Annotated in this window: 20 protein-coding genes; 11 read left to right on the top strand and 9 right to left on the bottom strand. The window is 65.2% G+C overall.

The annotated features are described in order from the left end of the window. Positions 1–12 precede the first annotated feature (12 nt). Positions 13–828, top strand: a complete 816-nt coding sequence (locus tag AB5I39_RS04740) for an ATP-binding protein (protein WP_404371824.1) — start codon at positions 13–15, stop codon at positions 826–828. On the opposite strand, the gene AB5I39_RS04745 is transcribed toward AB5I39_RS04740, so the two are convergent. After that, positions 825–2,615 (bottom strand): ABC-F family ATP-binding cassette domain-containing protein, encoded by a 1,791-nt coding sequence (locus AB5I39_RS04745; RefSeq protein WP_404371827.1) that lies wholly within the window; start codon positions 2,613–2,615, stop codon positions 825–827. The genes AB5I39_RS04740 and AB5I39_RS04745 overlap by 4 nt on opposite strands. A 283-nt stretch (positions 2,616–2,898) precedes the next feature. Here AB5I39_RS04745 and AB5I39_RS04750 point away from each other — a divergent pair, with 283 nt between their 5' ends. From AB5I39_RS04750 to AB5I39_RS04760, 3 genes are all read left to right on the top strand, one after another. Further along, positions 2,899–3,183 carry a hypothetical protein gene (locus tag AB5I39_RS04750; RefSeq protein WP_404371830.1) on the top strand — a complete coding sequence of 95 codons (285 nt, stop codon included), beginning with the start codon at positions 2,899–2,901 and terminating at the stop codon, positions 3,181–3,183. A gap of 34 nt (positions 3,184–3,217) precedes the next feature. Continuing rightward, complete coding sequence (locus AB5I39_RS04755; RefSeq protein ID WP_404371833.1) at positions 3,218–3,883, top strand: response regulator transcription factor; 666 nt, start codon at positions 3,218–3,220, stop codon at positions 3,881–3,883. A 114-nt stretch (positions 3,884–3,997) separates the two neighbouring features. Further along, the gene (locus AB5I39_RS04760; RefSeq protein ID WP_404374012.1) at positions 3,998–5,389 is read left to right on the top strand and encodes a sensor histidine kinase; all 1,392 of its coding nucleotides are present in this window, start codon (positions 3,998–4,000) and stop codon (positions 5,387–5,389) included. Between the two features lie 11 nt (positions 5,390–5,400). On the opposite strand, the gene AB5I39_RS04765 is transcribed toward AB5I39_RS04760, so the two are convergent. Both AB5I39_RS04765 and AB5I39_RS04770 read right to left on the bottom strand, forming a co-directional pair. Further along, positions 5,401–5,631, bottom strand: coding sequence for a hypothetical protein (locus AB5I39_RS04765; RefSeq protein WP_404371836.1), 231 nt, complete (start codon positions 5,629–5,631; stop codon positions 5,401–5,403). A gap of 147 nt (positions 5,632–5,778) precedes the next feature. After that, entirely contained in the window at positions 5,779–6,777 is a 999-nt protein-coding gene (locus AB5I39_RS04770; RefSeq protein WP_404371839.1) for an LLM class flavin-dependent oxidoreductase, read from the bottom strand. Between the two features lie 129 nt (positions 6,778–6,906). Here AB5I39_RS04770 and AB5I39_RS04775 point away from each other — a divergent pair, with 129 nt between their 5' ends. The 4 genes from AB5I39_RS04775 to AB5I39_RS04790 all read left to right on the top strand — a co-directional run bounded on the left by AB5I39_RS04775 (position 6,907) and on the right by AB5I39_RS04790 (position 11,456). Beyond that, positions 6,907–7,566: a pyrimidine 5'-nucleotidase gene (locus AB5I39_RS04775; RefSeq protein ID WP_404371842.1), complete on the top strand. Its 660-nt coding sequence runs from the start codon at positions 6,907–6,909 to the stop codon at positions 7,564–7,566. Positions 7,567–7,568: 2 nt separating this feature from the next. Then, a complete protein-coding gene (gene dapD, locus AB5I39_RS04780; protein WP_404371844.1) occupies positions 7,569–8,390 on the top strand; it encodes a 2,3,4,5-tetrahydropyridine-2,6-dicarboxylate N-succinyltransferase in 822 nt (273 codons plus the stop codon). 96 nt (positions 8,391–8,486) lie between these two features. Beyond that, positions 8,487–9,458, top strand: a complete 972-nt coding sequence (glpX, locus tag AB5I39_RS04785) for a class II fructose-bisphosphatase (RefSeq protein WP_404371846.1) — start codon at positions 8,487–8,489, stop codon at positions 9,456–9,458. A gap of 135 nt (positions 9,459–9,593) precedes the next feature. Beyond that, positions 9,594–11,456, top strand: coding sequence for a CocE/NonD family hydrolase (locus AB5I39_RS04790; RefSeq protein WP_404371848.1), 1,863 nt, complete (start codon positions 9,594–9,596; stop codon positions 11,454–11,456). Positions 11,457–11,715: 259 nt separating this feature from the next. On the opposite strand, the gene AB5I39_RS04795 is transcribed toward AB5I39_RS04790, so the two are convergent. The 6 genes from AB5I39_RS04795 to AB5I39_RS04820 all read right to left on the bottom strand — a co-directional run bounded on the left by AB5I39_RS04795 (position 11,716) and on the right by AB5I39_RS04820 (position 18,715). Further along, positions 11,716–11,880 carry a hypothetical protein gene (locus tag AB5I39_RS04795; protein WP_404371851.1) on the bottom strand — a complete coding sequence of 55 codons (165 nt, stop codon included), beginning with the start codon at positions 11,878–11,880 and terminating at the stop codon, positions 11,716–11,718. A 131-nt stretch (positions 11,881–12,011) separates the two neighbouring features. Then, entirely contained in the window at positions 12,012–12,803 is a 792-nt protein-coding gene (locus tag AB5I39_RS04800) for an ABC transporter permease (protein WP_404371853.1), read from the bottom strand. Beyond that, positions 12,800–13,720 carry an ABC transporter ATP-binding protein gene (locus AB5I39_RS04805; protein ID WP_404371855.1) on the bottom strand — a complete coding sequence of 307 codons (921 nt, stop codon included), beginning with the start codon at positions 13,718–13,720 and terminating at the stop codon, positions 12,800–12,802. The genes AB5I39_RS04800 and AB5I39_RS04805 overlap by 4 nt, the downstream gene beginning before the upstream one ends. A gap of 61 nt (positions 13,721–13,781) precedes the next feature. After that, a complete protein-coding gene (locus AB5I39_RS04810) occupies positions 13,782–14,531 on the bottom strand; it encodes a DsbA family protein (protein ID WP_404371858.1) in 750 nt (249 codons plus the stop codon). Then, a complete protein-coding gene (locus AB5I39_RS04815) occupies positions 14,528–15,883 on the bottom strand; it encodes a M48 family metalloprotease (protein WP_404371861.1) in 1,356 nt (451 codons plus the stop codon). The genes AB5I39_RS04810 and AB5I39_RS04815 overlap by 4 nt, the downstream gene beginning before the upstream one ends. Before the next feature lie 126 nt (positions 15,884–16,009). Then, on the bottom strand, positions 16,010–18,715 hold the full coding sequence (locus AB5I39_RS04820) for a ribonuclease E/G (RefSeq protein WP_404371864.1): 2,706 nt from the start codon (positions 18,713–18,715) through the stop codon (positions 16,010–16,012). 543 nt (positions 18,716–19,258) lie between these two features. Between AB5I39_RS04820 and AB5I39_RS04825 the strand changes: the two genes are divergently transcribed. The 3 genes from AB5I39_RS04825 (at position 19,259) to AB5I39_RS04835 (ending at position 23,664) form a co-directional block, all read left to right on the top strand. Next, the gene (locus tag AB5I39_RS04825) at positions 19,259–20,464 is read left to right on the top strand and encodes an N-acetylmuramoyl-L-alanine amidase (protein ID WP_404371865.1); all 1,206 of its coding nucleotides are present in this window, start codon (positions 19,259–19,261) and stop codon (positions 20,462–20,464) included. A gap of 474 nt (positions 20,465–20,938) precedes the next feature. Beyond that, positions 20,939–23,482, top strand: coding sequence for a penicillin-binding protein 1A (locus tag AB5I39_RS04830; protein WP_404371868.1), 2,544 nt, complete (start codon positions 20,939–20,941; stop codon positions 23,480–23,482). Then, a complete protein-coding gene (locus AB5I39_RS04835) occupies positions 23,482–23,664 on the top strand; it encodes a DUF5908 family protein (RefSeq protein ID WP_404371870.1) in 183 nt (60 codons plus the stop codon). The genes AB5I39_RS04830 and AB5I39_RS04835 overlap by 1 nt, the downstream gene beginning before the upstream one ends. Positions 23,665–23,747: the final 83 nt, after the last annotated feature.

Below are 23,747 nucleotides of genomic sequence, written 5' to 3' on the forward strand. Positions count from 1 at the left end.
ACCAGCGGGCGTATGACCGACCCGCTCCTTCGCATCGCCGAAGCCCTGGAACGCCTCGCGCCGCCGATGGCCGTCGCAGCCGATCCGCTCGCACACCCAGCCTATGTCTGGCGCGGCGCGGTGCTGGAGCCGGTGCGCGATTTCCGGCCGCAGCCGCTCGATCGGCTCCACGGGATCGACACACAGAAGGCAGTGCTGCTCGGCACCGTGCGCCATCTGGCAGAGCGCGCGGCCGCGCATGACGTGCTGCTGTGGGGCGCGCGGGGGTCGGGCAAATCGGCGTTGGTGAAGGCGGTCGCCGGCGCGGTGCAGGGCGAGCAACCCGGTGCGCTCGCTCTTGTCGAAATCGTCACCCCCCGGCTCGACACCCTGCCGACGCTGTTCGCGCAGATTGCCGATCTGCCGCGTGCGTTCCTGCTGTTCCTCGACGATCTCGGCTTCGACGCCGCCGCTGACGGACGGGCGCTTCGCTCGATGCTCGACGGAGGCGCGGAGGCGCGGCCGGCCAATGCGCGGCTGGTCGTCACCTCGAACCGCCGCCACCTTGTGCCCCGCGAGATGATCGATCAGCCGACTGCGATCAACCCGGGCGATGCCGCCGATGACGGTCTCGCTCTGGCCGACCGCTTCGGGCTGAGCCTCGGCTTCCACGTCGTCGACCAGGACGGCTATCTCGCCATCGTCGCGGGCTATGCGCAGGCCTACGATCTACCATTCGACCCCGCCGAAGCGGTCAATTGGGCCACCCGCCGCGGCAGCCGCTCGGGCCGGGTGGCGTGGCATTACATCACCGATCTCGCCGGACGGCATGGGCGGTCGCTGAGCTAACCCTGTCCTTCGACCATTTCGGCCAGCTCCAGCCAGCGCAATTCGGCGTTGGTCTTGTCTTCCTGCGCCTGACCGATCGCTTCCATTAGCCGTTCGAACGCGGCCGGATCACGCGCATAGAGATCCGGGTCCTCGAGCAGCTCCTGATCGCGCGCAATGGCCGCGTCGAGGTCCTCGATCCGCTTGGGCAGCAAATCGTAATCGCGCTGGTCCTTGTAACTTAGCTTGACCTTCGCGCCCGGAACGGGAGCCGCGACCGGGGCAACCGCATTCTTCGCGATCGCGCCGCGTTTGGTCGGGGCCTTGGCCTTGCGCCGCCGCTCCCAATCCTCATAACCGCCCGCCACGACATCGACCGTGCCCGATCCGTCGAGCCCCAGCGTGATCGTAACGGTGCGATCGAGAAAGTCGCGGTCGTGGCTGACGATCAGCACGGTGCCGTCATAATCGCCGATCACGTCCTGTAGCAGATCGAGCGTTTCGAGGTCGAGATCGTTGGTCGGTTCGTCGAGCACGAGCAGGTTCGAAGGCTTGGCGAATTCGCGCGCGAGCAGCAGGCGCGAGCGCTCGCCCCCCGACAGCGTGCCGATCTTGGCGTCGAGCACGCCCGGTTCGAACAGAAATTCCTTCAGATAGCCGATCACGTGCTTGCGGCTGCCCTGCACCTCGACCCAGTCGCCGCCGTCCGCCAGCACGTCGCGGATCGTGTTGTCGGGCTCCATCTTGCTGCGCTGCTGATCGATGACGATCCGCTCCAGCCCCTGCGCCAGCTTGATCGTGCCCGAATCGGGCGCGAGCTCGCCGGTCAGCAGCTTGAGCAAGGTCGACTTGCCGGCACCATTCGCGCCGACGATGCCGATGCGATCCCGGCGCGTCACGCGCAGTGTCAGGTCATTGATGATCGTCCGCTCGCCGAACGCCTTGGAAATGTGCTTGGCGTCGATCACTACCTTCGACTTGGCATCGCCCGTGCCGATCGTCAGGTTCGCCGATCCCTGCGGTCCGACCATCGCGGCACGCTCGGCGCGCATTTCGACCAGCTTGGTCAGCCGCCCCTGATTGCGCTTGCGCCGCCCGGTGACACCACGCAGCAGCCAATGTTCCTCCAGCTTCAACTTGGCGTCGAGCTTCTCGGCATTGCGCGCCTCATCGGCATAAACCGCTTCGGTCCAGGCATCGAACCCGCCGAAACCGATCTCCGCGCGGCGCAAATTGCCGCGATCCATCCACAGCGTCTGCTTGGTCAGCTTGGTCAGGAAGGTGCGGTCATGGCTGATCACGACGAACGCGCCGCGGAAACGCTGCAGCCATTCCTCGATCCACTCGATCGCGCCAATGTCGAGATGGTTGGTCGGCTCGTCGAGCAACAGCACGTCGGGATTCTGCGCAAACGCCCGCACGATCGCGGCACGGCGGCGCTCACCGCCCGATGCCTTGGCGGCCTCGCGCGTCAGATCGATGCCGAGTTGGTCGGCAATCGCCTCAGCCTCGTGCCGCTGCGGCGCATCGTCGCCCGCCAGCACATAGTCGGCAAGCGTGGCGCAGCCGGTCATCGCCGGTTCCTGCTCCAACTGGATCACGCGTGTGCCCGGCACGATCGTGCGGCGGCCCTCGTCCGAATCGATCTTGCCGCCCAGCAGCTTGAGCAATGTCGTCTTGCCAGCACCATTGCGCCCGATCAGCGCGAGCCGGTCGCGCGGGCCGATGTGAATGTCGAGATTGCGAAAGAGCCAGCCGGAGCCCTGGATGACGCCGAGATTTTCATATGCGAGGATTGGTGCTGCCATAGCGTGCGCCCCTAACGATTTAGCGGAGCTAAATCGAGGGTTTCCGCGCACGCCCGGCCGGCCTCGCTATTGCGAGGACCGACGACGCGGCTTTGCCGCGGCGACACCACACCACCGACGCGACGACACGGGGCTAAACCCCGTGTCGTCGGACAGGCTCGCCTGCGCGACCTGCCGGCCTCAGGCGAGTCAGCGGCGCTGCGCCCGCTGCCGCCTTTCGGCGTTCACAGGCTGTTCAAGCCTCTGTAGCTATGCGAAGCCCATGATGATGCTCGCGTCCCTGATGTTGACCTTGGCCACCACAACTGCGCCCGCACCGATCGATGGGCTGTGGTTGCAGCACCGTGACCAGCGCGAGGCGTTCCGCGCGCGCCAGCAGGGCCGCATCCTGCCGCTTCGCGAAATCGAAGGACGCGTGCTGCCGACGATGCGCGGTACGCAATATCTCGGCTTCGACTTCGATACCGATCGCGGGATTTACACGCTGAAGTTCCTGCGCGATGGAACCGTCATCTGGGTCGAGGTCGATGGCAGCTCCGGGCAGATCATCGGCCGCACCGGCAATTGAGCGCGAAAGCGCGCCGTCCGAAGGGAAAATTCACATGCGTGTTCTGATCGTCGAGGACGAACCCAATCTCGGCCAGCAATTGAAGGCGACGCTGGAGGGCGCGGGCTATGCGATCGACCTCGCGACCGATGGCGAAGAGGGCCATTTCATGGGCTCGACCGAGAATTACGACGCGATCATCCTCGATCTGGGCTTGCCCGAGATCGACGGTCTGACCGTGCTGGATCGCTGGCGCAAGGAAGGCCGTACCGCCCCCGTGCTGGTGCTGACTGCGCGCGACAGCTGGTCGGACAAGGTCGCCGGGCTCGATGCCGGGGCCGACGACTATGTCGCAAAACCCTTCCAGTCGGAGGAGTTGATCGCCCGCCTCCGCGCGCTGATCCGTCGCGCGGCAGGCAACGCCTCGGCCGAACTGACCGCGGGCGACGTGCGGCTCGACACCCGCAGCGGCAAGGTCACGCTGGCGGGCGAACCGGTCAAGATGACCGCGCAGGAATATAAGCTGCTCAGCTATTTGCTCCATCACAAGGGCAAGGTGGTCAGTCGCACCGAGTTGATCGAGCATATCTACGACCAGGATTTCGATCGCGATTCGAACACGATCGAGGTGTTCGTGACGCGCATCCGCAAGAAACTGGGGCAGGATGTCATCACCACGATCCGAGGTCTCGGCTACAGCCTTGAGGACGCGAATGGGTGATGCGTGGCTGACGCGCCCGATCCCGAACTGACGGTCGTGGGCAGCGCTGGCGGAGCCGATCGGGGAGCCGCCGCTTTGCCCGCGCTCGAGGTCGAACCGCGTCCGGCGATTGCGATGAAGACCACCGGCTCGCTCAGCCGCCGCATGATCCTGATCGCGGCGGGCTGGATCCTGCTGCTGTTGACCGGCGGCGGGTTCGCGCTCGATCGGGTGCTTACCACCGCCGTCACGCGCAATTTCGACGATCAGATCGAATATGTCCTGCAATCGCTGATCGCCTCGGCCGAAGTCGGGCCGATGGGCGAGGTGATCAACAACCGTGAATTGGCGGATCAGCGCTTCCTCGAACCCGGATCGGGGCTCTACTATCAGGTCAGCGCGCCGGGGCAGGAGCCGTATTTCTCGCGTTCCTTATGGGATCGGCAGCTCGCATATGGCAGCGCGCATCGCGACCGCGATATCCACGCCTATGACAGCGACCAATTCATCGACAAGACGCCGCGCAAACCTGCGTCGGACGCGGTCGCCGATGAAACCCCGCATGACGGCATGTTGCGGATCGTCGAACGCGACGTGAAACTGCCGGGGTCGCCCGTGTGGTGGCGCTTCCAAGTGGCGCAGAGCCGTAGCGGGCTGGACGCGCAGATCAAGGTGCTGCGCAAGACGCTCGTACGCAGCTTCGCCCTGCTCGGCTTTGGCCTGATCGTGATGGCGGCGCTGCAGACCTTCTATGGGCTGTGGCCGCTCCGCAAGGTGCGCGAGGAAATCGCCCGGATGCGCGCGGGCAAGGCGCGGCAGATCGAACGGCCGATGCCGATCGAAGTCGCGCCGATGGTCGAGGAATTGAACGGCCTGATCGCGCATAACGAGCGGCAAGCCGAGGAAGCGCGCCGCCACGCGGGCAATCTCGCCCATGCGCTGAAAACGCCGCTCACCGTCATCATGAACGCCGCCACCGCGCAGGCTGACGACCTCGGCGAGACGGTGGTACGCGAAGCACGTACGATGCGCCGCCAGGTCGATCATCACCTCGCCCGCGCCCGCGCGGTCGGCAGGCGGGGATCGGCGCACAGCCGTGCCGATGTCTGGCCCAGTCTCGAGTCAGTTGAGCGCGCAGTCGGCGTGCTCTATCGCCACGTCCGGATCGACACCGACGGGCCCCGCGACCTACAGGTTCATGTGGAGCGCCAGGATCTGGACGAAATGCTCGGTAACCTTATCGAGAACGCCGCGAAATATGGCGGCGGCAGCGTGTTCGTCACCGTGTCAAAGCATTCGGGCTTCGTCGAATTTTTGATCGAGGATGACGGCGTCGGCATCCCGGAGGAGCAACGCATCCGCATCTTCGACCGCGGCGTGCGGCTCGATTCGGGCAAGCCGGGAACCGGACTTGGTATGGCGATCGTGCGCGACGTCGCCGAAATATACGAAGGCACGGTAAGCCTGGAAGAAAGCGAGGATTTGGGCGGTCTGTTGGTGCGATTGCGGTTACCGGCCGCGAATTAGCACGCCTGTCGTTAGCGTCGGCGGGAGCGCGTCTTGATCTTCTCCCGCACCACGGGCTCGCGCTCCTCGGTCAAGGAGAAGCCGCGTGGTTGCCGATCGGTCTCCGTCGCCGCGCGCCATTTGCCGCGCACCGGCTCGCGATAGAGAACCGTGCCGCACCGCTTGCAGGTCGCGAAGACGCTGCCATTTTCACTGCGCCGCGATTGCGCATCGCGTCGGTGCCCGATGACCGCGCACAGCATTCCAAAAACCCGAAGCGGCACGCCCCACCCTCACCTCTTATCGGTCCGATCGGATGCTGCCGCACCAAAACGGTGCCGTCTATTGCATCAACGTGACGGCCACGTCCACACTGCCCCTCCCCATTTTGGAAGGATTTGGCGAACGAGCTAGGCCGCCACGGCACGATCCCGCAGTGCATCGGCGGTCAGCGTCAAGCTGTGCTTGCGCGCATCGTGATCGTAGATCGAACTGGCGATCATCAACTCGTCCACCCCGGTCCGCGCGACGAAGGCGGCGATTTCCCGCGCCACCTTGGCCGGGCCGCCTACCGCCGAGCATGACAATACATGGTCGAGGATCGCTGCTCCCTGCGGACCCAGGCTTTCGCGATATCCGGCCACCGGCGGCGGCAATTGGCGCGGGTTGCCGGTGCGCAACGCAACGAACGCCTGCTGCTGTGAACTGGCAAGCAATTCCGCCTCGGCATCGCTGTCGGCCGCGAAGACGTTGAATCCGGCCATCACGTGCGGCCGCGCAAGCGCCGCCGACGGACGGAAGGTGCGCCGATATATGTCGATCGCGGTCATCAGCGCATCGGGCGCGAAGTGCGAGGCAAAGGCATAAGGCAGTCCAAGCATCGCCGCCAATTGCGCGCCGAACGTGCTCGACCCCAGGATCCACAACGCCACGTCCGCGCCAGCCCCCGGCGTCGCGCGGATGCCGGTCTGGCCGTCGTCGGCGAAATAGCTCTGCAGCTCCAGTACATCCTGTGGGAAGGCATTGGCGTCGCTGTCGAGATTGCGCCGCATTGCGCGCGCGACGATCTGGTCAGATCCCGGCGCACGCCCGAGACCGAGATCGATCCGCCCCGGAAACAGCGCGTCGAGCGTGCCGAACTGCTCGGCGATGGCGAGCGGCGCATGGTTCGGCAGCATGATGCCGCCCGCACCGACGCGGATGGTCGAGGTCGCGGCGGCGACATGGCCGATCACCACCGATGTGGCGGCACTGGCGATGCCCGCCATGCCGTGATGCTCGGCGGTCCAATAGCGCGAGAAGCCCAGGCTTTCGGCGTGGCGCGCAAGGTCGGCCGCATTGGCGAGCGCCTGGGCCACGGTGCCGCCTTCAACGACGGGGACGAGATCGAGCAGGGAATAGCGTGTCATGACCCGAATGTGGGCATTCCAGTGGCGTTTTGCTACTCAAATATCGACAGCAACCGTACCGGCATGACGCCGCACAACATCCCGGACAGTTCTTGCCCCGATCCGATGCCCGGCGTAAGGCCCGCGCCTATGCTCGCGCGTCTTGCCCCGATCCGGAACTGGATCTTCGATCTCGACAATACGCTCTACCCGGCGAGCGCCCGGTTGTTCGACCAGATCGACGTCAAGATGGGCGCCTATATCGCCGAGAAGTTCGACGTCGATCTGGTCGAGGCGCGGCGCATCCAGAAGGGCTACTTTTACGATCACGGCACCACGCTCGCCGGGTTGATGGCCGAGCATGATGTCGATCCGCACGCCTTTCTCGAATATGTCCACGACGTCGAAATGGACGTGCTCGAGCACAACGCCCCGCTTGCCGCCGCAATCGCCAAGCTGCCGGGGCGCAAGATTGTCTTCACCAATGCCGATACGCCTTATGCCAGCCGCGTGCTCGATCGCCTGGGCCTCGGCGAGAGCTTCGAGGCGGTGCACGACATTCACGCAATGGACCTGCGCCCAAAGCCGCAGGCGTCTGCGTATGCGGGGTTGTGCGCGGCGTTCGATCTCGATCCGGCGCAATCGCTGTTCGTCGAGGACATGGCGCGCAATCTGGCTCCGGCCAAGGCGATCGGCATGACGACGGTGTGGGTCGACAATGGATCCGAACAAAGTGCCGACGCCGACCGCAGCTATGTCGACTTCGTCACGCATGATCTGACCGCGTGGCTGCACGAAATCTGGGGGTGAGTATGAGCGATTTGCAGACGACGATCGACGCGGCTTGGGAAGCACGTGCCGATCTGGGCTTCACGACGACCGGCGCAGTGCGCGACGCGGTCGATGCCGCGCTCGACATGCTCGATGCGGGCACCGCGCGCGTCGCCGAGCCGGACGGCGCGGGCGGCTGGCGCGTCAACCAGTGGCTGAAGAAAGCGGTGCTGCTGAGCTTCCGCCTCAACGACAATATGGTGATCCCCGGCCCCGGCGGCACCAACTGGTTCGACAAGGTGCCATCGAAGTTCGAGGGATGGGGCGAGCAGCGCTACCGTGACGCCGGATTCCGCAGCGTGCCCGGCAGCATCGTGCGGCGCGGGGCGTTCATCGCCAAGGGCGCGGTGCTGATGCCGAGCTTCGTCAATATCGGCGGCTATGTCGGCGAAAATTCAATGATCGATGCCTGGGCGACGGTCGGCAGCTGCGCGCAGATCGGCGCAAACGTGCACATCTCGGGCGGCGCCGGGATCGGCGGCGTGCTCGAACCGCTGCAGGCCGATCCGGTGATCATCGGCGACGGCGCCTTCATCGGCGCGCGCGCCGAAGTGGCTGAGGGCGTGCGCGTCGGCGAGGGCGCAGTGCTGTCTATGGGGGTGTATCTCGGCGCGAGCACCAAGATCATCGACCGCGCGACCGGCGAAGTGCATCGCGGCGTCGTACCGCCCTATGCGGTGGTGGTGCCGGGGTCGATCGGCGGCGGCGAAGGCACGCCGGCGCTCTATTGTGCGGTGATCGTGAAGACCGTCGATGCGCAGACGCGGAGCAAGACCGGCATCAACGACTTGCTGCGGGATTGATCTGGCCTCCCCGGCCGCTTGAGGGAGGGGAAATCGATGGTCTCGACAGCGTCACACGGTCCGCCTAACGCGCCAGCAAACAATAGAGGATTGCCCATGACCACCACCCGTTCGCAAACGCTTGACCGTGTCCTCGTGCTCGAAATGGTCCGCGTGACCGAGGCCGCGGCGATCGCCGCCTCGACACTGACCGGGCGCGGCGATGAGAAGGCAGCGGACGCGGCGGCGGTGGACGCGATGCGCACCGCGCTCAACTCGCTCTACATGGACGGCACGGTCGTGATCGGCGAGGGAGAGCGCGACGAGGCCCCGATGCTCTACATCGGCGAAAAGGTCGGCTCGGCGATCGGCAAGGGGCCGAAGATCGACATCGCGCTCGATCCGCTCGAAGGCACCACGATCTGCGCCACCGCCGGGCCGAACGCGCTCGCCGTGCTGGCGATCGCCGAGGAGGGCGGGCTGCTCAACGCGCCCGACGTCTATATGGACAAGATTGCGGTCGGCCCCGGCTACCCCGAGGGCATCATCGATCTCGACAAATCGCCGACCGAGAACGTCACCGCACTTGCCGCCGCCAAGGGCGTGAAGCCGGCGGAAATCATTGCCTGCGTGCTCGACCGGCCTCGCCACAGCAAGATCATCGCGGAACTGCGCGCGCTTGGCTGCGGGATCATGCTGATCGGTGACGGCGACGTGGCGGGCGTGATCGCGACGACCAACCCGGAGACCACGATCGACATTTATATGGGCCAGGGCGGCGCGCCGGAGGGCGTGCTCGCCTGCGCCGCGTTGCGCTGCGTTGGCGGACAATTCAAAGGCCGCTTGCTCTTCCGCAACGATGACGAACGCGCGCGCGCCGCGAAATGGGGCGTGACTGATCTCGACAAGCAATATGACCTGACCGAACTGGCGCGCGGCGACTGCATCTTCGCGGCGACCGGCGTCACCGACGGCTCGTTGCTCGGCGGCGTGAAGCGCAAGGGCAAGGTGATGACGACCGAGAGCGTCGTGATGCGCGCCTCCTCGGGCACGGTGCGCTGGGTGAAGGGCGAGCATCGGATCGGGTAACCGGACCGCGACCCTCCCGCAAAATCCGTCATGCCGGACTTGTTCCGGCATCCACCGTGCCGCACAATCGACATCCGCGATGCGCGGCACGGTGGACCCTGGCACAGGGCCGGGGTGACAGTTGGGGAATGGCGGATGCGCAAAGTCTTGATCCTGCTCGCGGCGAGCACCGCCCTTCTCCCGCTTTCCCTGACCGCCGCCCGCCCGCAAACCCCGCCCCCTGCCCCAACCGCGCAATCGCCCTTCACCTTCGAAAAGGTGATGGTGCCAATGCGCGACGGCGCGAAAATGGAGACGGTGATCATCCGTCCGCGCGGGCCGGTCGGGCCTCTGCCGATCCTGTTCCAGCGCACCCCTTACGGCATCCCCGACAGCGCTCCGCCAAGCGTGCCGGGAAGCTGGAAGAGCCTGGCCGAGGACGGCTATATCTTCGTGTTCCAGTCGATGCGCGGACGCTTCGGATCGGACGGGACGTTCACCCTCTCGACTGCGGTCCACCCCAACGACCCCAAGGCGGTGGACGAGGCGACCGACGCCTATGACAGCATCGACTGGCTAGTGAAGAACCTGCCGGACAACAATGGCAAGGTCGGCATGTGGGGCGTGTCCTACCCCGGCTTCGCCGCCGCCGTCGCGCTGGTGAACCCGCATCCCGCGCTGAAGGCGGTCAGCCCGCAGGCGGCGTGGATCGATTATTGGCAGAATGACGATCTCCACCGGGGCGGCGCGCTGCGGCTGAGCTACGTCGCCGACTGGGTCTATTCGCTGCAGCAGACCAAGGAATTGCTCGAGGATTTCCCGTACGACAGCGTCGATACCTACGAATCGCTGCTCAAGATCGGCACGCTGGAGGGTCTCGACAAAGAGTATTTCAAGGGCAAGATCCCGATGGCGACGGCGCTGCTCGACCATCCCAACCACGACAGCTTCTACACCGATCAGAATTGGCAGAAGGCGCTCGGCAAGACGACCGTTCCGACGCTCAATGTCGCAGGGATGTGGGATCAGGAAGACCCGTGGGGCTCCTGGCAGATCTACGCCAAGCAGCAGCAGAATGACCCCGATCACCTGAGCACGATGGTCGCGGGGCCGTGGGCGCATGGCACGTGGCAGGGCAAGATGGACATGCTGGGCAACATCCCGCTCGGCCGCGATACGGGGGTGGAATTCCGCGAGCAGATCCAGACGCCGTTCTTCCGCTACTGGCTGCACGGGAAAGGCGCCAAGCCCGATTACCGCGCGCGCATCCTGCAATCGGGATCGAACGTGTGGAAGAGTTACGCGAACTGGCCGCCCAAGGGCACGACGGCCAAGAGCCTGTACCTGCGCGCCGATGGGAGTCTCAGCTTCGATGCGCCGCCGGTGGGTGAGCCGTGCCGCGATTATGTGTCGGACCCGGCCAATCCGGTCCCCTTCCGCGAACGTCCGATCTCGCCGACCTATCCGCGCCCGGAATGGCGCTGGTGGGAATCTGCCGATCAGCGCTTCGTCGATCATCGGCCCGACGTGCTGAGCTATACCTCGGCGCCGCTGACGGCCGATCTGACGGTGACGGGCGCGCTCGCGGCGGAGTTGCAGGCCTCGACCAGCGGGACCGACAGCGACTTCATCGTCAAACTGATCGACGTGCTGCCTGACACGCAAGTCCAGTTCGACCAGCGCGCGCCGCTCGGCGCCTATCCGCATCAGCTGAACGGCTATCAATGGCCGATCGCGATGGAGGTGCGCCGCGGGCGGTTCCTGGCGAGCGACACCAAACCGCAGGCGCTGGTGCCGGGCAAGGTGACGACCTGGGACGTGCCCTTGCGCGACCACGACCATGTCTTTCAGAAGGGGCACCGCATCATGGTGCAAATCCAGTCGAGCTGGTTCCCGGTCATCGACCGCAACCCACAGACCTTCGTGCCCAATATCGGCCGGGCCAAGCCGGGGGATTTCGTAAAGGCGACGCAGAAGGTGTGCACTGGGTCGAAACTGGTGCTGCCGGTCATGCGGTAGCGCGGAAGGTTAGGCTGTTAGGCGTAAATCGCGTTTTGCGCGCCGCATCCCGCGACTGTTAAAGTCACACGAGTCACACCATCGGCGCACTTGTACCGGGCGCGATTGGCGGAGAAGGTATCGACAGTCTGAAAGAGCGTGCCGAGCATGGCACAGGCCGCTTCTGTAGGACAGAAGCGGGGTCGGGATTGGGTAGGCCCGGTCAGTTCGGTTCCAAACACCCTTATAACGGAGCCAGACCAACGGCGGCGACGACCGCTCAGGACGGTCCCATTGGCGTAATAAAGCCATAAAATTCGCCACTGAACGGAGGTTTATTGGTGTCGTCGGCCTGTCCTTCGACGACGAGAGGGGTACGCCACGGACGCTTTGCCGATTCAATTTCGATTTTCTGAGCGCCCGTGCGGCGCGGTTGGTCGGTCATAGTCACCCCCGCGGTCGGCTGGAATCGTTACGCGAGTGTCTCGATTCGCTGGAGGTTTGCAAGCGGTGATTTGGCGGGCGGGTCATTCCAGCGACCGCGCAGCGGCGCATGCGGAACGTCCGCTTCGCCTCTCAATTCTTCAACCGCCACCCGCTTTTGAAAATCCACGAAATCACGCCGAGGCACGCGACCAGAAACAGCGCGGTCACGCCGAGGCTCAGTCCCACCGCCACATCGCCGCGCCCGAAGAACGCCCAGCGGAAACCGCTGATCAGGTAGACAACCGGATTGAACAGGCTGATCGTGTGCCACGGCTCGGGCAGGACGCTGATCGGGTAGAACGAGCCGCCGAGAAAGGTCAGCGGCGTGATCAGCAGTGCGGGGACGAAGTTCAGCTGCTCGAAGCTCTTCGCCCACACGCCGATGATGAAGCCGAACAGGCTGAACGTCACGCTGGTCAGCAATAGAAACGCGACCATCGCGAGCGGATGGACGATGTGCAGCGGCACGAACAGCGACGCTGTGCCAAGGATGATGAGGCCAAGGATGATCGACTTGGTCGCCGCCGCGCCGACATAGCCGACAACCAGCTCCATCGCCGAAACGGGCGCGGAAAGCAGTTCGAACATCGTGCCGGTGAATTTCGGGAAGTAGATGCCGATCGAGGCGTTGGAGATACTCTGCGTCAGCAGCGACAGCATCATCAGCCCCGGTACGATGAACGCGCCGTACGGCACGCCATCGACCTGCTTGATCTGCGAACCTAGCGCGCCGCCGAACACGACGAAATAGAGCGATGTGGTAATGACCGGGGTGACGAGGCTCTGCCACAAGGTGCGCAAAGCGCGCGCCATTTCGAAGCGGTAGATCGCCCAGATACCGTGGGTGTTGATCGCGGGGGCTCTGGTAGATGCGCTGCTCATGCCGCTTGCTCCTGCTCGACCAAGCCGACGAAAATGTCCTCCAAACTCGATTTCGACGTTTCGAGATCGCGATAGCTGATGCCTAGCCCGCCCAGTCTGGCCAGCAATTCGGGAATATGTTCGTCTTCGGCGTTGAAGCTGTAAATCAACTGGCCGTCCGCCAGCTTCACGTCCCAATCGGCGAGTTCGCGCGGGATCGCTGGCAGCGGATCGGTCAAGGTGATGCGCATCTGGCGCTTGCCGAGCTTCTTCATCAGCGCGGCCTTTTCCTCGACCAGGATCAGGCGGCCCTTGTCGATCACGCCGACGCGGTCGGCCATTTCCTCGGCCTCCTCGATATAATGGGTCGTCAGGATGATCGTCGTGCCATTGGCGCGCAGGCGGTGGACGAGCTTCCACATGTCGCGGCGGAGCGCGACGTCCACGCCCGCGGTCGGTTCGTCGAGGAACAGGATGTCGGGTTCATGGCTGAGCGCCTTGGCGATCAGCACGCGGCGCTTCATGCCGCCCGACAGTTCCATGATCTTTGCGTTGCGCTTGTCCCACAGCGACAGGTCGCGCAGCACCTGTTCGAGATGCGCGTCATGCGCCGATCGGCCGAACAGGCGGCGGCTGAACTTGACCGTGGCGAGCACGGTTTCGAACATGTCGACCGACAGTTCCTGCGGCACCAGCCCGATGACGCGGCGCGCGCTTTTGAAATCGGTGAGCGCATCGTGGCCGAGCACGGTGATGCTGCCGGTGGAGGGCGTCACGATGCCGCAGATGATGCTGATCAGCGTGGTCTTGCCCGCGCCATTCGGCCCGAGCAGCGCGAAGATTTCACCGCGGCGAATATCGAGATCGACCGGCTGCAGCGCGCGGTGGCCCGAGGCATACGTCTTCGACACGCCCGCGACCGAAAGAATGGTGTTCATGAAATCCCCGTTTCTGCTGGGGAGATGGGGTCGCAATCTCGCCGCAACAACCGGCGACGGACTATTTGCCTCCCCGCGCCGCCGCGATCGCCTTTTGCAGTTCCTCCAGCGGCAGGGCGGAGGACACGACCTTGCGCCCGATCACCCAACTCGGCGTGCCGGTGAGCCCCAGTTTCTGCGCCATCGCCTCGTTCGCGGCGATCTCCTCCTGCGCGCGTGGGGCGAAAGCCGCGGCGCGGGCCATGTCGAGGCCGGCGCGCTGCGCCGCGGTCGCGATGCTTTGCGCGGTCACCGGGCCACCGGCGTAGAGCGCGTCATGGAACGCCTGGAACTTGCCCTGCTCGGCGGCGGCAAGGCTCATCTTGGCGGCATCCACACTCGATTGCGCGAGGATCGGGAAATCGCGGTAGACGATGCGGATCTTGGGATCGCTTTTCAGCAGCGCGGCGATCGCAGGCAGGCTGGCACGGCAATAGCCGCAATTATAATCGAAATATTCGACCAAAGTGACATCGCCATTGGGATTGCCGGCCCAAGCCCCGGCGAACGGCGTTTCGATCGCCTGACGGTTCTGCGCGGCGACCATCGCGGCGCGATTGCCGCGGTCGGCGGTTTCGCGGTCCTGCAATTTCTGCATCGCCTCGGGCAGGATTTCGGGGTGAGCGAGAATGTAATCGCGCACGACACTTTCGATCCGCGCGCGGTCTGCCACATCGACGCGCGGCGGGGCGAAGGCCTGGACCGACAGCAGCCCGACCGCCCCCAGGATCACGCCCAACACAGCCACACCCGCAAGGATCAGACGGTTCATCGGCGCTTCTTATAGGTCTTGGGGTCGTCGTCCATCGCGCTTTGCGCCGCCATCGCAATGTCCTGCGCGCGGATCCAGTCGATGCTGTTGGGCGGCAGGCCCTGCATCGCGCCCCGCGCGCGGTAGGCGGCGTTGCGCAGATCGCCGGTCAGGCTCGATTGTTCGGCCGAGGCAAGCAACGCGCGCGCCTGGTCGCCGGTCGCCTCATAGACCGTGCCGAGCTGGAACCAGGCGAAGGGATTGTCGTCGTCGCGCGCGACAGCCTGTCGCAGGACCTTGATCGCCTCGGGATAATTCGCCTTGTCCTCGGTCGCGATCAGCGCGTGGCCGAAGGTGGTGGCGATCAGTGGCGAACTGCGCGACAATTCGGTCGCCTCGCGCAGCGGCGCAAGCGCCTGACGCGGCTTGCCCGCCTCCAGCAGAATCTGGCCCTGGATTTCGAGGAAATAGGGGTCGTGCGGCGCGGCCTTCAGCAGTGCCGCGGACTCCGCATCGGCTTTCTCGGGATAGCCCGATTTGTGATAGGCATAGGCGCGCGCGTAATGCGCGTAGATGCTCTGATCTTCCTCGGGATAGACGTTGAGCGTGGTCTTGGGATCGGCGACATAGCCGAGCAGCTTGGCCTTCACGCGCTTGAAGCGTTCCTCCAGCGCGGCGTCCGGCTTGGCGTTGTAGGACGGGGCCGCCATCACGTCGGCGGCGAGCGTCACGATGCGCTCGCCCGACAAGGGGTGGCTCTGCGCAAAGGGATCGATGTTCTTCAGGCCGTAGGCATATTCCTGGCTCTGCAGCTTCTTGAAGAAGGTCAGCATCCCCTTGCCGCTGATCCCGGATTCGCGGAGGAATTTGACCCCGGTCGCGTCCGCGGTCGATTCCTGCACGCGGCTGAAGGCAAGGAACTTGCCCTGTGCCGCGGTGGTGCCCGCCGACAGGATGCCCGCCCCGGCCTCGGGCGAACCGGCCGCGATCGCCGCGACGCCCAGCACCATGCTGAGAATCTGAATGCCGAGCGCGGGCTTCGCGCCTGCGTCCATCAGGATGACGTGCCCGTCGGCGACGTGGCCGAGTTCGTGCGCGATCACGCCCTGCACTTCATTGGCATTGTCCGCCGCCTGGATCAGTCCCGAATGGACATAGACCGTCTGCCCGCCGGCAGTGAAGGCGTTGATCGAATCGTCGTTGATCAGGACGATCTTCACGTTCGCCGGTGACAGTCCGGCGGCCAGTATGAGCGGCCGCGACATGTCGTTGAACATCGCCTCGGTTTCTGCATCGCGCAGGATCGACTGCGCGGCGGCGGGTTGCACCCACAGGAGGAGAGAGGCCGCGAGTCCCGCGAAAAGGCGCTTCATCGCCGACATATCGCCGAATTTTCCCACAGGAGCAATCGTGCGTGCGGTGCCGCGACGCGGCTGAACGGTGGGTGAAGCCCAACGAAAAATCCCCTCCCACCGCGGGGTGGGAGGGGATGTTCGTGATCAGGCCCCGAAGGTGCGCTGCCACCAGCCGCGACGTGGGGAACCGGCTTCGCCCGGATCGGGATCGATCGCCGGGGTCGGTGCGGGCGCCTCCACCACTTCGGGAGCAGGCTCGGCGACGAGCGGGATCGCCGGTGCCGCCGTTTCGGGTTCAGCCGCCGCTTCCGCTTTCGCCGCCTTGGGCTTGCGGCTGCGCTTCGGCTTCGGGGCGGGTTCTTCCGACACCGGCACGCCCACCGTCACGCTGCTCGTTTCGGCTTCGGCCGTAACCGGTGCCTCGACATCGGCGGATTTTGCCTTGCGACGGCTACGCTTGGGTTTCGTCTCAGTCTCCACTTCCGGCTCTGCCACCGCTTCGACGACCGGAGCGGCCTTCTTGGCAGCCTTGGGCTCGGCATCACGCGCACGCGGACGACGGCGACCCTTTTTGGGTGCGTCCGCCTCGGGCTCTGCTTCGGCTTCGACCGCAACCGCGACTGGCGCTTCGCTTACGACAGCGACGGTCTCGTCGATCGGCGCGTCGGCTGCTTCGTCAGCAACCTGCTCGTTCGCCTGCTCAGCGTCGCTGCGACGACCACCGCGACGACCACGGCGACCGCGACGGCGACGACCGCCGCCCTCGCTGCCTTCACCCTCGTCGCTGGCGACGGGTGCTTCCGCGCCGTCCTGCGCGGCCGCGTCCTGCTCCTCGCCATCGGCAAGGGTCTGCTCGCCCTCGACGCTCTCACCCTCGGGCCGTGCGCGGCCACGCCGACCGCGACGGCGGCGACGACGGCGCGAACCGCCTTCTTCGTCACCCGAACGCTCGGGCCGGTCGCCGCGCGGCTCGCGGGCTTCGCGCGGCTGCTCGACTTCCTCTTCCTCGATCTCGTCTTCGATTTCCTCTTCGACGAACTCTTCCTCGATCTCCTGGATCGGAGCCTCGAAGCGTGGACGATAGGCCGGTGGCGGACCGCCGACTTCGACCGACATGCGCGCCCCTTCCTGCTCACCGTCGGGCGCGACTTCGATCATCACGCCGTAGCGTTCCTCGATCTCGGCCAGTTCCGCACGCTTGCGGTTGAGCAGATAGAAGGCTGCTTCCTGGCTCGCGCGCAGCAGGAGCTGCGATCCGCGACCCTGTGCCGCTTCGTCCTCGAGCAAACGCAGCGCCGACAGGCCCGAAGACGATGCCGTACGGACGAAGCCCGAGCCTTCGCAATGCGGGCACGGCCGGGTCGAGGCTTCGAGCACGCCGGTGCGCAACCGCTGGCGGCTCATTTCCATCAGCCCGAACGACGAAATGCGGCCGATCTGGATGCGCGCGCGATCGTTCTTCAGCGCCTCCTTCATCGCCTTCTCGACTTTGCGGTTGTTCGAGGCGTTATCCATGTCGATGAAGTCGATCACGATCAGCCCGGCCATGTCGCGCAGGCGCAACTGCCGCGCGATTTCGGCGGCGGCCTCGAGGTTGGTCGCGGTCGCGGTCTGCTCGATCGAATGTTCGCGGGTCGAACGGCCGGAGTTGATGTCGATCGACACCAGGGCTTCGGTCGGGTTGATGACGAGGTAACCGCCCGACTTCAACTGCACCAGCGGGTGGTACATCGCGGACAATTGTTCCTCGACCCCGGCGCGCTGAAACAGCGGCACCGGATCGCTGTAATGCTTCACCTTGCGCGCATGGCTCGGCATCAGGAGCTTCATGAACTCCTTGGCGTGGCGATAGCCGTCTTCGCCTTCGACGATCACCTCGTCGATATCCTTGTTATAGATATCGCGGATCGCGCGCTTCATCAGGTCGCTATCGGCATAGACCAGCGCAGGCGCGGAGGACGACAGCGTCGTCTCGCGAATTCCGTCCCACAGCCGCGCGAGATAATCGAAGTCACGCTTGATCTCGACGCGTGTACGCTGCAGCCCGGCGGTGCGCACGATGCAACCCATCGACGGCGGCAGCTTCATGTCGGCCATGATCGACTTCAAACGCTTGCGGTCGCCCGCGTTCGAAATCTTGCGGCTGATCCCGCCGCCATGCGACGTGTTGGGCATCAGCACGCAATAGCGGCCGGCGAGCGACAGATAGGTGGTCAGCGCCGCACCCTTGTTGCCGCGCTCTTCCTTCACGACCTGGACGAGCAGCACCTGACGGCGACGGATGACGTCCTGGATCTTGTAGCGGTGGCGCAGATTGACGCGGCGTTCGCGCAGATCGTCGGCGGCATCGTCGGATGCGCTGCGCTTGCGGCGGTTGCGACCACGTCCGCCACGGCTTTCGCCTTCCGACACCACTTCGGTATCGGACTCGGCATCCTCGTCCTGCTCGACCGTCGCATCGTCGCCGTCCGAATCGCCTTCGAACCCGTCATCGTCGGAATCGTCGCCGTGCAGTTCGTCTTCGGCATCCTGCTGGGCGCGGAGGGCGGCTTCCTCGGCGGCATGTTCTGCCTCTTCGCGCAGCAGCGCGTCGCGGTCTTCCTTCGGAATCTGGTAATAATCGGGGTGGATTTCGCTGAACGCCAGGAACCCGTGGCGATTGCCGCCGTAATCGATGAACGCCGCCTGGAGCGACGGTTCGACCCGCGTTACCTTGGCGAGATAGATATTCCCCTTGAGCTGTTTCCGCTCGGCAGATTCGAAATCAAACTCTTCGATTCGGTTCCCTTTGACGACCGCGACCCGGGTTTCCTCCCGGTGCCGTGCGTCGATCAGCATACGCATTGTCATGTACTGTTCTCCGGTCGCGCGGCGCAGGGCCTGCAAGCGCTGGGCGTGAAGACGCCGGCCACGCGCGATTGATGGGCGCGTCCGCTGCGGCGAAAAAGTCGCCGGATCCGGATGCGCGGGGTTTCAGAAAAATTGCCTCTGCTCGCTCTGCACGCCCAGCCTTCCGGCAATGGGTGACCGCCACGCTCGCGCACCCGCCGGTCGAAACCGGTCGGAGCGAAGGGCGGGATACATGCATCATGCGAACGTCAACCTGGATACGCCGCGCCCGAGAAACTCTGGGGCGGCCGAGAGAGACCGAAACGTCGCCGAAACAAGGCGGTGAATGGTCACCTTCGCGTACGTAGCACCCCATTGGGGATGCAGCAACCGGCACGTTTTTGCCGCCCACCGGCAAAACCATGCCTACCGGCAAATTAACTGAACCCCGCAACACGACCTTGGGGGAAGGATAATTAGTCCGAAAGGATGAGAACGCCGTCCGCCAAAGCGCATCCACCTTTTCGCTTTACCGCCCCGCCCACCCGGCGGCATTACAGGGGCGTGTCCGTCGTTTTCGCTTTGCTGGCCTGCTGGTTCGCGGGTGCCCCCGGCTGGGCGGCCTCGGTCGAGCGGATCGACATCAAGCATGATCGCATCGTCATCCGTTTCGATTCCGCAGTGGCAGACGCCTCGAGCTTCGTGCTCGCCGCCCCGCGCCGAATCGCGCTCGACATCGATGGCGCGCGGCCCGGCGGCGACGTCGAGACCGGCGGGGCGGTGGCACAGGTGCGACAGGCTCCGCACGGTGCCAATGGCGCGCGCGTCGTGTTCGATCTGGCGCGGCCGGCGCTGATTACAGAAGGCGTGTTCGGCCGCGACGGGCGCGAGCTGACCTTGGCGCTGCAGACCGTCGACGATGCAACCTTCGCGCGCGCCGCTGGTGAACGTCGCCTGCGCTTCCTCCCCCCGTTCAATTTGGGCGAGACGGTGACGACCGATCGCTATGCCGTATCGGTGCCGATCCCGCCCGCCCCGCGCGATGCACGGCTGCCGCGCATCTATGGCGATGATGACAGCCGGCCGCTGGTGGTGATCGATGCCGGGCATGGCGGCGTCGACCCGGGTGCGATCTCGCCGCTCGACGGGCGGCGCGAGAAGGATGTCACGCTCAAGATCGCCAAGGCGATCCGTGACGAGCTGGTCAAATCGGGCCGCGTGCGTGTGGCTTTGACGCGTGACGACGATCGCTTCCTGGTGTTGCAGGAACGCTATGGCATCGCGCGGAAGCTGCGCGCCGACCTGTTCATCTCGATTCATTGCGACAGTGTTGGGTCGGGCAATGCATCGGGTGCGTCGGTCTACACGCTTTCCGAAGTCGCGTCAGACAAGGAATCAGCCAAGCTCGCCGCGCGCGAGAACAAGGCCGACATCATCGCAGGCGTGAACCTCGGCGCAACTTCGGCCGACATTTCCTCCATTCTGATCGACCTTACGCAGCGCGAGACGATGAACAATTCGGCCAGCTTCGCCCGCCTGCTCGGCCGCGAGGCGCAGCCGCTCATCCCGCTCAAGCCGAATTTCCACCGCATGGCCTCGCTGATGGTGCTGAAGGCGCCCGACATGCCCTCGATCCTGTTCGAAACCGGCTACATCTCCAATCCGCGCGACGCCGATTTCATCGACAGCCCCGAAGGCCGCCGCCGCATCGCGCAAAGCATCGAACGCGCGGTCGAAGTCCATTTCGCACGGCGGATGGCGTCGCGATAGGGGGTGATGGCTGGCTGTTTTCGCCCGTTAGCCGTCATTGCTCGAAAATCCGTTCTCGGGTCACCCCGGCCTTGTGCCGGGGTCCACCGGGCGGCAGTCTGGCCGGCATGACGATCGAGTGCGCCCCTTGCGTCTACATCCTGGCGAGCGGGTATGACGTAACCTCATCGAGCGTGAGAATCCGGCGTGGAATGACCTAGCGGTCGCGTTCGGATTGCCACCGCTGGCGAGTTGATTGCGGCGCGGTGGACCCCGGCACAAGGCCGGGGTGACGATGAGGGGGGCGGTCCGCTCCCCACCATTCGGCCGTTAGACAATTGCGCCGAAAAGTGGCGTCGTTGGCTTGCCCTCCGTGGCTGCCCATCCGTCGCGTCATAACCCGCAGGGAATCGTCGCAAGACGACAGACCGACCCCACGCCCCCGCCAATCCGCGGCTGGCAAGTGCCGTGAAACTTGCTAGAGCCTCCAACCTTATGGCGGCAACCGACGACAGCAGTGTGAAATTCCGCATCCGTCGCGAAATCGACGGCTTTCCCGGCATGGTCGCCCGCGCATGGGGGCGGTGGTGGGTGAAGGCGTTGGCCGTGCTCGCGCTGTTGGCGGCGATCGGCGCTGCGGTTTTCTGGTTCGTGTTTGCGGCGGGCCTGCCTTCGGTCGACACGCTGCGTACCTATGAGCCGCCGCTGCCGACCAATGTGCGCGGCATCGATGGCACGCCGATCCACAGCTACGCGCGCGAACGTCGCGTGGAGCTCAGCTATGACGAATATCCGCCGCTGCTGGTGCGCGCGTTCCTGGCGGCGGAGGACAAGACCTTTTTCGAGCATCACGGCGTCGATTATCTCGGCATCGCTAACGCCGCCTTCACCAATCTGACGACCAAGCGCCGCGCCGCCGGTGCCTCGACCATCACGCAGCAGGTCGCGAAGAACCTGCTGATCGGCAATGAAGTCAGCTACACCCGCAAGGTCAAGGAAGCGATCCTCGCCTACCGGATCGAGGATACGCTGACCAAGCAGCAAATCCTGGAGCTTTACCTCAACCAAATCGCGCTGGGCCGCAACGCGTTCGGCGTCGCGGCGGCGAGCTATGCCTATTTCGGCAAGGATCTGAACCAGCTCGATCTGGCGCAAATGGCCTATCTGGCGATTCTGCCGAAGGGGCCGTCGAATTACGATCCCGTCCGCCACACCCAGCGCGCGCTCGATCGCCGCGCCTATGTGCTGCGAGAGATGCTGAAGAACGGGTTCATCACCCAGCCGCAGCACGATGCCGCCAATGCCGAGCCGCTCGGCACCGTGCCGCGGCAGACACCCAAGACCGAGACCGCCGGGACCGGCTATTTCGTCGAGGAAGTGCGCCGGCAACTGCTCGACAAGTTCGGCGAGGATCAACGCGCCGGGCCGTACAGCGTCTATTCGGGCGGGCTGTGGGTGCGCACCTCGCTCGACAGCAAGATCCAGGACTATGCGCAGGCCGCGTTGCGCGAAGGGTTGCTGCGCTTCGACAGCGGGCGGGGCTGGTCCGGGCCGCTCGGCCATGCGGATTTCGACGGGCTGGCGTGGCAGAGCGCCTTGCTCAACACCAATATCGGCTTGGACTATGCCGATTGGCGCGCCGCGATCGTGATCGCGCGCGATGAGGGCGGGGCCAATCTCGGCTTTGCCGACGGCAGCACGGGTACGCTTCCGCGCTGGGGCGCGCAGATGCCGGTGCGCGGCGTCGGTGGCACCGCGTTCGCCGCGCTCAAGCCGGGCGACGTTATCGCGGTCGCGCCCGAGGGCGGATCGTTCGTGCTGCGCTCGGTTCCGAAGATTTCCGGTGCCTTCGTGGTGGAGGAGCCGCAGACTGGCCGCGTGCTGGCAATGCAGGGCGGGTTCGATTTCCGCATCCAGGCGTTCAACCGCGCGACCCAGGCGCTGCGCCAGCCGGGCTCGACGATCAAGCCGATCGTCTACGCCGCAGCGCTGGAGGGCGGGATGACGCCCGCTTCGCTGATCGTCGACGGTCCGTTCTGCGTGTTCCAGGGCGCCCGGCTGGGGCAGAAGTGCTTCCGCAACTTCGGCAATGTCGGCGGCTCCGGTTCGCACACGATGCGCTGGGGCGTCGAGCAATCGCGCAACCTGATGACCGTCCGCGCCGCCGCCACCACCGGAATGCCGCGCGTCGTGTCGCTGATGGACCGAATCGGCATCGGCAAATATCCGCCTTATCTGTCCTTCGCGCTCGGCGCCGGCGAGACGACCGTGTCGCGCATGGTCAATGCCTATGCGATCCTGGCCAATCAGGGCCGCTCGCACCCGTCGACTCTGATCGATTTCGTGCAGGACCGGCACGGCAAGGTCGTGTTCCCGGACAATTGGCGCGCGTGCGATCGCTGCAACGCGCCCGACTGGAACGGCAAGCCGATGCCGCGCCCCGTCTCGGGCGGCAAGCAGATCGTCGATGCGATGAGCGCGTATCAGATGGTGCATATCGCCGAGGGCGTGATCCAGCGCGGCACCGCGACCGTGCTGCGCGATCTCGATCGTCCGATCTTCGGCAAGACCGGTACCAATACCGGGCCGACCGACGTGTGGTTCATCGGCGGGACCCCACAGATGATCGGCGGCCTGTATATCGGGTATGACACGCCACATTCGCTGGGCGGCTATGCCCAGGGCGGGACGATCGCCGCGCCGATCTTCAAGACGTTCGCGCTGAAGGCGTATGAGGGGCTGGACAAGATTCCGTTCCGCGCGCCAGCCGGTATCCGCATGGTCCGGATCGATCGGATCACTGGCAAGCCGGTATTCGGTGCCTGGCCAAGCGACGATCCGAAGGCTTCGGTCATCTGGGAAGCGTTCAAGCCCGAGAGCGAGCCACGCCGCGCGGTGCGCCGCGACATGATTCTGCCGGATCCCGCAGCGGCAGCCGCAGCGGCGGCAGCCAAGGCAAAGGCGGCGCAGGAAGCGCAGCAGCAGAGAGAAACGCGCCGCGACAGCGATTTCCTGCAACGCGAGGGAGGAATTTACTGATGGCAGTAGATATTTCCGAAATCGGCGTGAAGATCGCGGTCGGCGATCCGGCAGCGCCTGCTGAAAGCCTCGGACCCACCCCGACCCCCGCCGAACCGCAGCCTAAGACGGTGATGGACAATCTTGTCGCCAGGTGCGTCCGCCGGGTGTTGGCCGCGCTGCGCGTTGCCCGGGCGCGCTGACGGATTTCTTGCCAAGTCGCGGCGGCATCCGTAGCGAGGCACCCTATATCGTTTGATCGGCGGGATCGCCGACCAGGCACAGA

The organism is Sphingomonas sp. MMS24-J45 (genome assembly GCF_044881195.1).
Taxonomy (GTDB): Bacteria; Pseudomonadota; Alphaproteobacteria; order Sphingomonadales; family Sphingomonadaceae; genus Sphingomonas.